Source organism: Streptomyces sp. AF1A, from assembly GCF_047340315.1.
In the GTDB taxonomy this organism is placed as follows: Bacteria; Actinomycetota; Actinomycetes; order Streptomycetales; family Streptomycetaceae; genus Streptomyces.
Genome location: NZ_JBLEBI010000023.1, coordinates 19,050 through 32,817 on the forward strand (window position 1 = coordinate 19,050; position 13,768 = coordinate 32,817).

Here is a 13,768-nt window from a genome sequence, read left to right on the forward strand (position 1 = left end):
TCCTCGATACCCATCCTCCTCACACAGTTCAGCACCCGAGCAAGCGGGGCGCGAGCCCCGGCCGCCGTCAAAGATCCCCATCCGGCAGGAGTGTGCGTTTCCCATTCTTGGTCCGAGCCGGCCGGATGCAGGCTGAGGACGGTCTGGACGAGGCTCGTGATTCCGGTGGTCGAGCATCGGTTGACTGCCTGCTGACCCGTGGAAGGGCTGTCCCAACGGAGACAGCCCTTCGAGTCGGCGATGATCTGCACGTATTGACCGCAGGTCATCCCTGCCAGGCGTCGGCCACCGAAGATGCCAGTGCACTGGCCTGGGCGTGGCCCGCGCGGGCGGCAGCCGGTCGGCGCGTGTCATCCGCCATGTTGCGGCCCATGATGCGGCGCGCAGCGCGGTCCGGGGACAGCAGGGTGACGCGCGTCCCCTCGGCGAGCAGTTCCGCGGCCTGCTGCGAGGCGCTCGGATGCGGCCCGACCGCGCGGGGGATCGGCACGACCGCGAGCACCCGGCGGTAACCGCGTGCGAGCTGGAGGTTGGCAGTCGAACGACTGCCACCATCCATCCAGCGCCGGCCCGCTACGGTGACCGGCGGCCATACGACGGGTACGGCGCAGCTCGCCGCGACCGCTTCGAGGAGTGTCACTCCCGAGTGTGAGTCGAACACCTCGAGTTGTCCGGTCTGCGCGTCGACCGCGGTGATCCGCAGCTCCCGCTCGGGCCAGTCACGGACCTCGCCCAGAAGTGCGCCGACCGTGTCGAAGACATCCGACTCCGGGCCGGTCCGGGCGCCTAGCGCTGCCCGGGCAAGGCGTTCGATGGACCGCTGGGGATCGCGGGAGCCGAGCGCCGCCCAGAGAAAGTGCGCCGTCTGGCGCGCCGTCACCGGCAGGCGGACCGCGTCTGCTCCGGACAGCTGGCGCTCGTAGAAATCTGCAGCCGGGACACCGGCCAGGAGCCGGGATCCGAAGACGGCACCGGCGGAGGTGCCGATCACGACGTCGGCGCTGCGGAGATCGATCCCAGCCTCGGTGAGCCCGGCGAGCACCCCCGTCAACCAGGCTCCACCCACCGGTCCGCCGCCCCCGAGCACGAGTGCGGTGTCGGACACGCTTCCCCCTCCCCGTGAACGACCACGGTCGTCCCGTCCCCATGAGCAAAACGGGGACTGGTCCCCGGTTGCCCGATCGACGATAGCATGAATACCGGGGAGCACTCCCCGGTATGAGGGGCGGGAAGAGGGAGACATGATGGGCGACCGTCCGCCGGTAGGACGCCGCGATGCGCTGCGCAATCGGAAGCTGCTGACGGACAAGGCCCGCGAGGTCTTCGCCGAACAGGGCTTGGACGCCCCGCTTGATGAAATCGCCCGGCGGGCGGGCGTGGGCAACGCCACCCTCTATCGCCACTTCCCGACGCGAGCGGCGCTCGTCGATGAGGTCTTCCGGGATGCGCTCAGCGAGACCACAGCGGCGGGCAATCGGGCACGAACCGCCGAAGACCCCTGGACGGGACTGACGGACTACCTGCACACAGTGTTCGCGGGCCTGGCCGCAGACCGCGGCACCAACGATCTCATGACCACGAACCTGGAAGGCGTCACTTCCCTGGAGGCGATCCACGCCCACAACCGCACAACCATCCACGAGCTACTGCGACGTGGTCAGGAGCAGGGCACCATTCGCACAGACCTCACCACCGAGGACCTGCTCTTCGCCCTGGCAGCGCTGGGCCGGGCTGTTCCTGCGCTCACCACGGTCTCCCGGGATGCCTGGCTCCGCCCGCTCGCCCTACTCCTCGACGGCCTTCGCGCCCGCCCGGCCGCGCCCCCGCTGCCCGCGCCGGCCCTCACTTCCGCCCAGCTCGGCAAGGTGCTGCTCAATCTGGGTCCGCACAGGCAGCGTTGAGCGGTTCCTGGCTCATACCGTTGTCCTGGTAGACCACCCTTCACCAGGAACTCCTCGCCTCGACACCGCGATCAGGACGGACGTCCACGGCGCTGTCGAGTTCCGCCGGCCCGGCCTCGGCGGTGGTCGTGTCGGACAACCTCAACGTCCGTCAGGCAACCTCAACGTCCGTGGCCCTGAAGCCCGTCGTCGCTGCCGGCCGTCAGGCACGGTTGTCAGTGGCTTCTGCCAGGATTCGAAGATGATGTCACCGAACGATCAGCCGCGAGCTCACCTTCTTGAACTGCTCAGCGCCATCGAACCGTGGGACGACCTGGAACGGACCCACCTGGAGTCCGCCGCACAGTGGATCGCCAGTGGAGCTCCGATCCACCGGGTGCGCAAGCCGGATGTTCCGGCGATGCACCTGGTGAGCTACTTCGTCGTCCGCGACGACACGCGCGGGCAGGTGCTGCTTGTCGCGCACCGCAAGGCGGGCCTGTGGCTGCCGGCCGGAGGGCACGTCGAGCCGGGTGAGGACCCGTGGGCCTCGGTGATCCGCGAATGCAGTGAGGAGTTGGGTATCGAGGCGGTGGCATCACCGATCACTGGCGAGCATCCCCTCTTCCTCACGGTCACCCGTACCCGGGGGCAGGGCTCGCACACCGACGTCTCGATGTGGTACCTCCTCCATGCCGACGCCCACAGCATCACCTCCTACGACGAGGGCGAGTTCAGCGCAATCCGGTGGCTGACCGACGAGCAGGTGCTCGCTGAACCGGCCGAGCTGCTCGATCCCCACATGCACCGCTTCACACGCAAGATGCAGCACGCCCGGACCGCGAGGCCTCACGGTCAACGTCCTCCGAGTGTGCGCAGCGCCGCGCAATCACGCGGCGGGGACCGATAGGCCGGCCGGTACACCCGAACCCTCACCCCGGTCACCCCCTCACCGCCACCTTGAAAGAGCCACCCCCGCAAACCGCGTATGACCCGCCGGTACTCACTGCACCACGCGCAAGAACCCCGACACGGCGAGCACCAATGTGGACAGGCGCTGCGGGGTGAAGTAAGAAATGACCGCTCACCAGCGGACGCGATCAACACGATAGAAGGTCAGCCGTCGCTACGAAGCACGTGGAGAATGTGGGGCCAGGCAGCCGCCCCCAACAGGGCGTCGGCTTCAGGCGTGCCTCCGTACAAAAATCGCGGGGACGCCGATGCGGGGCTCTCACCCGGAAGCCGCGGGCGGTGGCCGGCGTCGTGACGAGCGATCAGACGCACGGTGGCTCCGGCTGAGCGTCGGCGCCTGGCCAATTGCTCGGCAAAGGGAAGGGACGGCCACATCGAGTCATCACCGCCGGCGACAAGTAGGACATCCGCCCGGGCCCTGTCCACAGGAATATCCGCTGAGGCAAGGAGGTGGGCGAAGGTCCGCTCGCTGCGTTCGTACCATCCACGGATGGCAACCGGCCCACTGCCCGGCTCCGCGGGAGTCCAGGAGTCATCCATCGCCACAAACGGCAGCGCCTGCCCTCGCCAGGTCCAGGACGATCGATGCCCGACGTCCGGGCGGCGGCGCAGTTGAAGGTCGAAGAAGGCCCGCACGGTCGCCCGTACCGCAGCCACCGCCCGGTCGGCGGGGATCGTGCCGATCTGCAGTGTCCCGCGCACCGGCTCGGGGACCTGCGGCGCGATGGCCACGATGTCGGTGAAGGAGTTGTGGTCGGCGTCCGCGAGCCGCAGACAGCGGTGCCAATCGCTCAGGTGCGCCCAAAACGGCGGCCAGGACCTGTCTTCGTACAGCCCGTCATGGACCGCTGTGTCCATCAGCAGGGCCGGTCGAGACCGTGCTCGACCACTGGCCCGTACAGCGAGCCGTCCAGATCGATGCCGGCCCGCACCCGGTGGTCCAGGTACATCAAGGACGCCGACGCGGCGCCGCCTCGGGAGTGACCGAAGGTGCCGACTCGCGTGAGGTCCAGAGTCCCGCGCAGCCCGCGCGGGAGCGGGCGCCCGCCGGCGTCGGGGTTGACGCCTTGCTCCAGCAGGGTCAGCTGGTCGAGGACGAACGTTTCAACCAGGCGGCGCGGGCTGATGGCTGGTCAGTCGAGCTTGTAGATCAGCTCGGTGACCGTGGCCCGACGCCCGTCGGCGAACGATTCCTCGCTGCCGATCCGCACGAACCCGTTGCGTTCCAAGACTCGCACCGAGCCGACATTGTCCTCAACGACCCGGGCGCGTATCGGTCGCACCGCGACCTCCTTGAGCAGCTGCGCGACGGCCGCGGTCGCCACTCCCCGCCCCCACAGGTCCCGGCGGATCCAGTACGTCAGCTCGATGTCCCCCTCGATCGCGAACACCGCCACGCTGCCCACCAACTCCCCGTCGACCTCCACGCCCCGGTTGGTGATCTCCGGGTCCGCCAGAATTCTCCGGTGTTTGGTCAGGTACGCCTCGCGGTCCTTGGTCTCATCCGTGACGAAAGCGGCAAGGTGGCGGGCTTCCTCGTCGAGTTGCATCTCGAACAGCCGCGGCAGGTCCTCCTCACGCAAGGGGCGAAGCGACGGCAGTCCGGGCACGCCTATCGACACCGCGTTTCCTCCGCACATGTCAGGGATCGTCGAACCTTGGAGACCGCGATCGTACAGTTCTGCGATGCCCAGTACGGGGGATTCCCGGAATTCGAAGCCTGCTGGAACCGTCCGAACGGGAAACTCCCCTGCGGAACGGCAAACGTAGCCGGCCAAGCACCGGCCCGGGCATCACGGCCTCAGCAGTCCGCCCACCCACCAGTCGTGCGGCTTGCCGTCGTTGGCGATGCCGCGATTGCGCAGTGTCCCTTCGACAGTGAAGCCGAGTTTCTCGGCGACGGCACGCGAGCCGGTGTTCCCGACCATGGCCCACCACTCGATGCGGTGCACGTCGAGCGTGGCCCAGCCCCAGTCGCACAGGACCCGAGCGGCCTCCACCGAGTACCCGCGTGCGCGCTGCTCCTTGACGGCCCAGTAACCGAGCTCCCAGACGCCGCGGCTGATGCGGGTCAGGCAGTAGGAGCCGACCAGGGCGCCGGTGTCCTTGCGGAACGCGCCGAGGGTGTAGTCCCTGTCCTCGGCCCACTGAGCGGGCAACTTCTCGCAGACGAGCGCTTCCGCGTCCACGCGCCGGTACGGCGCCGGCACCGGGGTGTAGAACTGGATGTCCTCGTCCTGGCAGGCTTCGTACACCGCATCCACGTCGGCACGAGTGAAGGCCCGCAACACCAGACGGTCGGTCTCAAGAGTCACCGGATCCATCGCGGCAGTATGACCACCATCGGCATCCGGCGGCCAACGAATATCCCGACCCCTCACGATGCTCCGGACCGATCAGCCAACGGTCGTCGTGACACCCCAGGTCAACGACCTCCGAGACGGAGCTGCCCACCGGGTCCCGTCAGCCGGTGCCAGGGTCCGGGTGACGTCGTCGACGTTGGCGGCGGTGGTGATGACCATGGTCCGGGGCGCTCTCGCCTCGCTCGGCGCAACCGCACTGCCGACGGCGCCTCACCGGCGGTGTGAGCACGCCGAGGGCCGTTCGGCCCACCCGGTGCCCGGTCAGCCCCTGTGCAGCCGGCACGCGCCGCCGGACGCTGGACGCGGGACCGCCCGGAGGGAGGGCTCGTGATGACCAGCATCCAGGACGCCCCGGTGCATGCCCTGCTGGCCGACGGGACCACGGTCCGCATACGGCGGGCGGGTCCGGCGGACCGGGAGGCGGTGCGGCGGCTGTACGAGGAGATGTCCCCGCAGAACCTGCGGTTGCGGTTCTTCTCCGTCAGCCCCTCCTCCGCCCGGCAGGCCGCCGAGCGGGTGGCCAGCGGCGAACGCCCCGGATACCGCGCGCTGGCCGCGGAATGCGGTGGACGGCTTGTCGGGCTCGCCGAGTACGAGGTCCTGCCGGACGGCGACACGGCGGAGATCGCGGTGGCCGTGGCCGAGGGCTGGCATCACCGCGGTGTGGCCACCCTCCTGCTGGAGCATCTCGCGGACGCCGCGCGTACGGCGGGCGTCACCCGGTTCAGCGCCGATGCCCTGGCCGAGAATCACGATGTACTGAAGGTCTTTCATGATCTCGGGTTGCGCGTCACCCGCCGCTTCGACGGACCGGAGGTGCACTGCGCGGTCGAACTCACCGAGGACGAGACCTACCTGAACGCGGTCGAGGCCCGCGGCCGGGTCGCCGACGTCACCAGCCTGCAGCCGTTGCTGCGGCCCCGGGCGGTCGCCGTGATCGGCGCCGGCCGCAGGCCGGGATCGGTCGGGCGCGCCGTCCTGCGGAACATTCAGAACGGTTCCTACGCCGGCCGGCTGTTCGCCGTGCATCCCGAGGCCGCCGCGATCGCCGGGGTACATGCCTACCGGCGCGTCGCCGACCTGCCGCAGGTGCCGGACCTGGCCGTGATCGCCGTACCGGCCGCAGCCGTCCCCGATGTGGCCGAAGAGTGCGGGAGGGCCGGCGTGCGCGCCCTGCTTGTGCTGTCCGCGGGCCTGGACGCGCATGAGAGCAGTGCGCTGATGCAGGCGTGCCGACGCCACGGCATGCGGCTGGCCGGCCCGAACTGCCTGGGTCTGGCGAACACCGAGGACGACGTCCACCTGGACGCCACCTTCGCCGCCCGGCACCCCGGACCCGGCACCGCCGGGGTCGCCGTGCAGTCCGGCGGTGTCGGCATCGCGCTGCTGGACGGGATGGCCCGGCTCGGCATCGGAGTGTCGACCTTTGTCTCGCTCGGCGACAAGTACGACGTCAGCGGCAACGACATGCTCCAGTGGTGGGAGAGCGACGGGCGCACCGACCTGGCGCTGCTGCATCTGGAGTCGTTCGGCAATCCGCGCGCCTTCTCGCGCACGGCCCGCCGGGTGGCCAGGGCCATGCCGGTGCTGACCGTGGACGTCGGCCGGTCCGACGCCGGGCGGCGGGCCGCCGCGTCGCACACCGCGGCTGCGGCCACCCCGACCATGACGCGCCAGGCCCTGTTCACGCAGGCCGGCGTCACCGCCACCCGCACGATCGGTGAACTGCTCGACACCGCCGCTCTGTTGCACGCCCAGCCGCTCCCCCACGGTACGAAGGTCGCCGTCGTCAGCAACGCGGGCGGGGTCGGCGTCCTGGCCGCCGACGCGTGCGTGGACGCGGGACTGGCGGTCCCGCCCCTCGCCGCCGACGCGGTGGCCGAACTTCTCGCCCTGCTGCCCGACGGCGCCGCCGCGACCAACCCCGTGGACGTCACGGCGACCGCCGGCGAGGAACAACTGCAGGCATGCGTCAGCCTTCTGGCCCGGCGCGGCGCTCACGACGCAGTCCTGGTGAGCTTGGTCCCCACGGCGGTCGCCACGGCCACCGGAGAGGACCTGGTTCGCGCGCTGACCTCGGCCCCCGGACCGCTCGACCGCCCGGTCGTGGCGGTGCTGCCCGCGCAGGCGGCCCGCGTCGAGTTGCTGCCGACCGCGGGCAGCGGCACCCTGCCCGCGTACTCCGACGCCGAGGACGCCGCCCGCGCCCTGGCCCACGCCGCGGCGCGCGCCGACTGGCTCGCCCGGCAGCCGGGCACCGTGCCCCGGATGCCGGACGTGGAGACCGCACGCGCGAAGGGCCTGGTCACCGCCTACCTCGAGTCCCATCCGGAGGGCGGCTGGCTCGACCCTCGGACCACGGCAGCGCTGCTGGGCTGCTACGGAATTCCACAGATCCCGTGGGCGTGGGCGCGGGACGAGGCGGAGGCGGTTGCCGCAGCCGAGCGGCTCCGGGGTCCTGACGGGGGCGTGGTCATGAAGGCGTACTGGCCGGGTCTGGTGCACAAGAGCGAGCAGCGTGCCCTCTACCTCGACCTGCGCAACGCCTCCCAGGTCAGGGCCGCCCATCGGGATCTCGTCGCGCGGTTCGGCGACCGGATGACCGGTGTGGTCGTCCAGCCGCTCGCCGAGCGTGGCACCGAGCTGTTCGCCGGTGTCGTCCAGGACGAGGTCTTCGGTCCGCTGGTGGTGTTCGGCCTCGGCGGTACCGCGACCGAACTGCTCGCCGACCATGCCGCCCGGCTCGCGCCGCTGACCGACGTGGACGTGCACGACCTTCTCACCTCCCCGCGCTGCTCTCCCCTGCTGTTCGGCTATGCCGGCAGCCCTGCCGCGGATCTCGGCGCCCTGGAGCGGCTCCTGCACCGCCTCTCCCGGATGGCCACGGACCTTCCGCAGCTCGCCGAGGCCGACCTCAACCCCGTACTGGCAGGACCCCACGGCGTCACCACCCTCGACGCCCGGGTACGACTGGTCCCGCGCCGTCCCTACGACCCGTACCTGCGCCGACTGCGCTGACTGCGCCGACGCTGTCACGCCCGTCGAAAGGGAGGACGGCCGCGAAGCCCACGAACGTCGGCGACGTCATGAGCGGCGATGCGGTAACCGACCGGTACGGCACCCTCACCTGATGACCGGGCGGCCGACTTCCACCTCCCAGGCACCAAACCGGCGTCTCCCGGGCGGTATGAGCCGAAGGGCCCACCTCCGGGTCCGGGCGGCCCGTGGTGCCGGCTCCCGGGGTCGCGCACGCTGGGATCGACACTCCACGAAGGGAGCCGGTGCGATGACCTCCGCAACCACCATGAACACGGCGCTCGAGCCCGTGCACCGCGAACGGCTGATGCGCCTCGCCCGCGAGGTTTCCTTCGAAGCCGGAACGCGCCTGTTCGAGGAGGGCCGGCACGCCGACCGCTTCTGGATCGTACGCACCGGAACCGTCGCCCTCGATCTGCATGTGCCCGGTCGCCGGCCGGCCGTCGTCGAATCACTCGGACATGGCGAACTGGTCGGCTGGTCCTGGCACTTCCCCCCGTACTTCTGGCACCTGGGCGCCGAGGCCATGACGCCGGTTCGGGCCTGGGAGTTCGACGCCGAGACGGTGCGCGGGATGTGCGCCGCGGACGCCGCGTTCGGACGGGCCGTGGCGGTGTGGGTGGGACGTGTGGTCGCCCAGCGGCTACACGCCACCCGGGTCCGGCTGCTCGACCTGTACGCCCCTTACGGCAGTGGTGACCTGTTGTGAGCGCCGCCGCCCGGTCCGGCGAACCACCTGGGGAGGAAGGCATGAAGAGCAGCCCGCACCGGGTCCGTGACGTGATGACGCATGGTGTCGTCGCGGTGGGCCGCGACGCCCGGTTCAAGGACATCGTCGAACGCCTGGAGGAGTGGAAGGTCAGTGCCCTTCCCGTGCTGGAGGCCGACGGGCGGGTGATCGGTGTGGTCTCCGAGGCCGACCTGCTGCCGAAGGAGGAGTTCCGGGACAGCGACCCGGACCGCTTCACCCAGTTGCGTCGGCTGTCCGACCTGGCCAAGGCGGGGGCGGTGTCCGCCGAGGAGGTGATGAGCACCCCGGCCGTCACCGTCCACGGCGACGCCACGCTCGCCGAGGCGGCTCGGATCATGGCCGTGCGGCATGTCAAACGGCTGCCCGTGGTGAGCGCCGAGGGCATCCTCGAAGGCGTGGTCAGCCGGGGGGACCTGCTGAAGGTGTTCCTGCGTCCCGACAACGACCTGGCGGACGAGATCCGGCGTGACATCGTCGACGTGCTCTTCCCGGCCCCGGTCGAGCCCGTACATGTGATCGTCAAGGACGGCGTCGCGACCCTCACGGGGCGCGTCGGGGACCCCGAACGGATTCCGCTGGCCGCGCGCCTGGTCCGTGGTGTGGAAGGTGTTGTGGGCGTGGACTGCCGGCTTGCGGTCGCCGACACCGGGTGACGCCGGCGGGAAGAGGGAGGAGGGCACGTCAGCGCCCCGGCCTCGGGACGGCGCACGAGCTGAGCAGACGATCCGGCCGGTACGGTCCGTCTGCACCGACGGCGAGCCTGCCCCGCAGGGGACACGGGCCCCGCAGGGGACACGGGAGGGGTCGCAGGAAAATCCTCGTCCGGCCGAGGCCGGCCGTCTGCTCGCGATGCCAGTCGGCCTCCGTCAGGCAGGTGCCGACCGTTGCGGGTCCGGCAGGTCCGGGTCGAGGTCCGGATGGCGAGGGCGGCCGCTGAGCGCGCAGTGCACGTCCACCACGCCCGCGACGGCTCGCGCGAGGCGGGCGGCGAGCGGGATCAGGGCGGTGTCGCGAACGTGGCCGGTGAGGGTCACGACGCCGTCGCGCACCTCGGTCCGGATCGCTTCAGCGTCGCCGAAGAGCCGTTCGACGACCTCGCGGCGGACGTCCTCGGCGATGGCCGGATCGTCCCGCAGGAAGACCTTCAGCAGGTCGGACCGGCTGACGATGCCCAGCAGGGTGCCGTCCGCGGCTACCACCGGCAGTCGCTTGACCCTTCTGCGCGCCATGGCTCGCGCGGCGCAGGCGAGGGTGGCGTCGGGCGTCACAGCGACAGCCGGGGCGGTCATCAGCTCGCCGGCGGTCACCGCGTCCGCCTTGCGGACCTCGGCGAGGTGCTGCGCCCGTCCGTACCGGACTACCTCGCCCTCGCTGTACTCCTGCTTGGGCAGCAGATCGGCCTCGGAGACGACGCCGACGACGTGGCCGCCGTCGTCCAGCACCGGGAGGGCGCTGACGTGCCACTCCTGCATGGTTCGCACGATGTCCTTGAAGGCCGCCCCCGTACGCAGGGCGACGACCCTGCGGGTCATCACGTCGTTCACGACGGTGGGAGTGCCGGGCATGGCGTCCTCCAGGGGCTGGGTGCCTTCTGCGACATCTTCAGGCTGCGCCGGCGGGCGGGCGAGGGACAGGGGCCGAGTGGCCCGTCCCCTGGCCCACCTGCCCGAGTCGCCGGCCCACGCCGCATGGCGGGCTCCGCCTCCACTCCTGGGGAGGGCCGCCATACCGTGTGCCGGGCAGGGGCACCCGCCGGCGCAGTGTGGCGCCGCCTCCGTCGGGGCTCCGCCAGGGCCGACCCCATGTTCCCGCGTGCCCGCTCCGCGATCCGTTTCCGGGTCCCGGCGTGGTCGCTGCCGGACAACCGGCCTCCGTCGGCACATGCTGCGAGGCCGCACCCCTGGTGAGGGCCGTCTCCCGGCATCCCGGCACCGGAACGGGTCGCCCTCTCAGGACTCTGGGCCGGTCGGCCCACCTCGCGGGACGGAGGGCACCTGCCCCTGCGCGCGGCTCCCCTACAGGCTGGGACATACCGCGAGCTCGGAGCCGAGGAGTGGCGACATGGTCCGCTATGTGTACGACTTCCAGGACGGTGGCCGTGACCTCGCCGGTCTGCTCGGCGGCAAGGGCGCGAACCTGGCCGAGATGACCCGGCTGGGGCTGCCGGTACCGCCGGGGTTCATCGTCTCCACCGAGGCCTGCCGCGCGTTTCTGGCCACGGGCGAGGAACCGGACGGCATGTCCGCGGAGGTCTCCCGGCATCTGTCAGCGCTGGAGACGGGCGCCGGGCGGCTGCTCGGGCAGGGGGACGACCCGCTTCTGGTGTCCGTCCGCTCCGGGGCGCGCTTCTCGATGCCCGGCATGATGGAGACGGTTCTCGACATCGGGCTCAACGACGACTCCGTGCTCGGCCTGGCCAAGGTGTCCGGCAGCGAGCGCTTCGCCTGGGACTGCTACCGCCGGCTCATCCAGATGTTCGGCAGCACGGTGTACGGAGTCGATCCGGCCCTGTTCGAGGAGGCCATGACGCTGCTCAAGGACGCCCGCCAGGCCCCCGACGACCTCCATCTCGACGCGAGCGACCTCGCATGGCTGGTGGACACGTTCAAGAGGCTGATCCGGGACGAGACCGGCCGCGACTTCCCCCAGTCCCCCGCCCAGCAGCTCCAGCAGGCGATCCTCGCCGTGTTCCGCTCCTGGAACGCCGAACGCGCCGTGCTGTATCGGCGGCGCGAGCACATCCCCGACGACCTGGGAACGGCGGTCACCGTGCAGCGCATGGTGTTCGGCAACCTCGGCCCCGACTCGGGCAGCGGCGTCGCCTTCACCCGTGACCCGGCCACCGGACGCCCCGGCCTGTACGGCGACTACCTGCCGAACGCCCAGGGCGAGGACGTCGTGTCGGGCGGGCGGGACGCCGTACCGTTGGCCGAGCTGGAACGGCTGGACCCGCGCTCGTACCGGCAGCTGCGTGATCACGCGCAGACGTTGGAGCGGCATTACCGCGACCTGTGCGACATCGAGTTCACCATCGAGCGCGGAACGCTGTGGATGCTGCAGACCCGGGTGGGCAAGCGCACTGCCGAGGCCGCCTTCGCCATCGCCACCGAACTGGTGCAGGAAGGTCTCATCAGCTCCGACGAGGGCCTGGCGCGGGTCAGCGGAGAGGGCCTGGCCCGGCTGATGTTCCCGCGTTTCGACACCACCGCCACCGGTGAGACGCTTGCCCGTGGTGTCCCGGCCTCGCCGGGCGCCGCGGTGGGCGCGGCCGTGTTCGACTCCGCGGAGGCCGTACGACGTGCCACGGCCGGCGAGAAGGTGGTGCTCGTCCGTGAAGAGACGACGCCCGACGATCTGCCCGGGATGGTGGCCGCGCAGGCGGTGCTGACCGGCCGTGGGGGCAAGACCAGCCACGCGGCCGTCGTCGCCCGGGGCATGGGCAAGGTGTGCGTGTGCGGGGCGCAGGACATCACCGTGAACGCGGCCGCACGGCGTTTCACCGCCCGGGACGGCAGCGTCGTCGAAGAGGGCACCGTCCTCTCGGTCGACGGTTCCACCGGCGAGGTGTACCTCGGGGCGGTCCCCCTGGTCGCGTCGGCGACCATGCGCTACCTGGAGCGCGGTGAGCAGGCCGACAGCGTGGTCTCCGCGGTCGCCCGGGCGCTGGACCACGCCGACTCGGTACGGCGGCTGGAGGTGCGCGCCAACGCCGACACGCCCGAAGACGCCGCCCGTGCACGGAAGTTCGGAGCCCAGGGCATTGGGCTGTGCCGCACCGAGCACATGTTCCTCGGTGAGCGGCGCAAGATGGTCGAGGAGATGATCCTCGCTCGTACGGATGCCGACCGCGACCGGGCACTGGGGGCGCTGCTGCCCCTCCAGCGGCAGGACTTCACGGGCATTCTGGAGGCGATGGACGGCTTGCCGGTCACCATCCGCCTGCTCGACCCGCCGCTGCACGAGTTCCTGCCCGACCGCACCGACCTGGCCGTCCGCATCGCCGCCGCCGAGGCCAGGGGGCAACAGCCGGACGCGCATCACGTGGAGTTGCTGGCAGCGGTGAACCGGATGCACGAGGAGAACCCGATGCTCGGCCTGCGTGGCGTGCGGCTCGGTCTGGTGGTTCCGGGCCTGGTTGCCATGCAGGTCCGGGCGATCGCCGAAGCGGTCGTCGAGCGTACCCGAGCGGGCGGATCTCCCCACGCGGAGATCATGGTGCCGCTCGTCGGCGCCGTCGACGAACTGCGGCTCGCCCGCGAGGAGGTGGTCCGCGTCCTGACCGAGGTCGGTGAGGAGAGCGGCACCCCGGTCCACTGTCCCGTCGGCACGATGATCGAACTGCCCCGAGCGGCGCTCACGGCCGGCCGGATCGCCGAGGAGGCTGAGTTCTTCTCCTTCGGAACCAACGACCTCACCCAGACCACATGGGGCTTCTCCAGGGACGACGTGGAGGCCGCGTTCTTCTCTGCCTACCTGGACAAGGGCGTCTTCGCGGCCTCGCCCTTCGAGACGCTCGACCGCGACGGGGTGGGCCGGCTGGTCCGGATGGCCGTCGAGGAGGGGCGTGCGGCCCGACCCGGCCTGGTGACCGGCGTCTGCGGAGAGCACGGGGGCGACCCGGAGTCGATCCACTTCTTCCACGCGGCCGGCCTGGACTACGTCTCCTGCTCGCCGTTCCGGGTCCCGGTGGCCCGGCTCGAGGCGGGCAGGGCAGCGCTGGTGGACACGGACACCAGTGACAGCAGATGACGGGACCCCGGCCCCTC

Annotated in this window: 11 protein-coding genes and 1 pseudogene; 6 read left to right on the plus strand and 6 right to left on the minus strand. The window is 71.0% G+C overall.

The features are described 5' to 3' along the window. Positions 1-110: 110 nt before the first annotated feature. Both ACLU3S_RS10490 and ACLU3S_RS10495 read right to left on the minus strand, forming a co-directional pair. Positions 111-218, minus strand: a pseudogene (locus ACLU3S_RS10490) (IS5/IS1182 family transposase); the annotation flags it as partial. A 47-nt stretch (positions 219-265) separates the two neighbouring features. After that, complete coding sequence (locus tag ACLU3S_RS10495; RefSeq protein WP_413951483.1) at positions 266-1,105, minus strand: patatin-like phospholipase family protein; 840 nt, start codon at positions 1,103-1,105, stop codon at positions 266-268. Between the two features lie 139 nt (positions 1,106-1,244). Between ACLU3S_RS10495 and ACLU3S_RS10500 the strand changes: the two genes are divergently transcribed. Both ACLU3S_RS10500 and ACLU3S_RS10505 read left to right on the plus strand, forming a co-directional pair. Beyond that, positions 1,245-1,901: a TetR/AcrR family transcriptional regulator gene (locus tag ACLU3S_RS10500; RefSeq protein ID WP_413951529.1), complete on the plus strand. Its 657-nt coding sequence runs from the start codon at positions 1,245-1,247 to the stop codon at positions 1,899-1,901. 241 nt (positions 1,902-2,142) lie between these two features. After that, positions 2,143-2,790 carry an NUDIX hydrolase gene (locus tag ACLU3S_RS10505; protein WP_413951484.1) on the plus strand — a complete coding sequence of 216 codons (648 nt, stop codon included), beginning with the start codon at positions 2,143-2,145 and terminating at the stop codon, positions 2,788-2,790. Positions 2,791-2,996: 206 nt separating this feature from the next. Here ACLU3S_RS10505 and ACLU3S_RS10510 read toward each other — a convergent pair whose 3' ends face one another. The 3 genes from ACLU3S_RS10510 to ACLU3S_RS10520 all read right to left on the minus strand — a co-directional run bounded on the left by ACLU3S_RS10510 (position 2,997) and on the right by ACLU3S_RS10520 (position 5,176). Then, positions 2,997-3,710, minus strand: a complete 714-nt coding sequence (locus ACLU3S_RS10510; RefSeq protein WP_413951485.1) for an acyl-CoA thioester hydrolase/BAAT C-terminal domain-containing protein — start codon at positions 3,708-3,710, stop codon at positions 2,997-2,999. 275 nt (positions 3,711-3,985) lie between these two features. Further along, positions 3,986-4,462, minus strand: coding sequence for a GNAT family N-acetyltransferase (locus tag ACLU3S_RS10515; RefSeq protein WP_413951486.1), 477 nt, complete (start codon positions 4,460-4,462; stop codon positions 3,986-3,988). A 183-nt stretch (positions 4,463-4,645) separates the two neighbouring features. Next, entirely contained in the window at positions 4,646-5,176 is a 531-nt protein-coding gene (locus tag ACLU3S_RS10520; RefSeq protein ID WP_413951487.1) for a GNAT family N-acetyltransferase, read from the minus strand. 369 nt (positions 5,177-5,545) lie between these two features. On the opposite strand from ACLU3S_RS10520, the gene ACLU3S_RS10525 reads away from it, so the two are divergent. From ACLU3S_RS10525 to ACLU3S_RS10535, 3 genes are all read left to right on the plus strand, one after another. Further along, positions 5,546-8,233, plus strand: coding sequence for a GNAT family N-acetyltransferase (locus ACLU3S_RS10525; protein WP_413951488.1), 2,688 nt, complete (start codon positions 5,546-5,548; stop codon positions 8,231-8,233). A 268-nt stretch (positions 8,234-8,501) separates the two neighbouring features. Beyond that, the gene (locus ACLU3S_RS10530) at positions 8,502-8,960 is read left to right on the plus strand and encodes a Crp/Fnr family transcriptional regulator (protein WP_413951489.1); all 459 of its coding nucleotides are present in this window, start codon (positions 8,502-8,504) and stop codon (positions 8,958-8,960) included. A 41-nt stretch (positions 8,961-9,001) separates the two neighbouring features. Continuing rightward, complete coding sequence (locus ACLU3S_RS10535; RefSeq protein ID WP_413951490.1) at positions 9,002-9,655, plus strand: CBS domain-containing protein; 654 nt, start codon at positions 9,002-9,004, stop codon at positions 9,653-9,655. Positions 9,656-9,868: 213 nt separating this feature from the next. Here the strand turns inward: ACLU3S_RS10535 and ACLU3S_RS10540 are convergent, their stop codons facing one another. Continuing rightward, a complete protein-coding gene (locus ACLU3S_RS10540; protein ID WP_413951491.1) occupies positions 9,869-10,567 on the minus strand; it encodes a CBS domain-containing protein in 699 nt (232 codons plus the stop codon). Between the two features lie 496 nt (positions 10,568-11,063). Here ACLU3S_RS10540 and ppdK point away from each other — a divergent pair, with 496 nt between their 5' ends. After that, entirely contained in the window at positions 11,064-13,751 is a 2,688-nt protein-coding gene (gene ppdK / locus ACLU3S_RS10545; RefSeq protein ID WP_413951492.1) for a pyruvate, phosphate dikinase, read from the plus strand. The last annotated feature ends 17 nt before the right edge of the window (positions 13,752-13,768 follow it).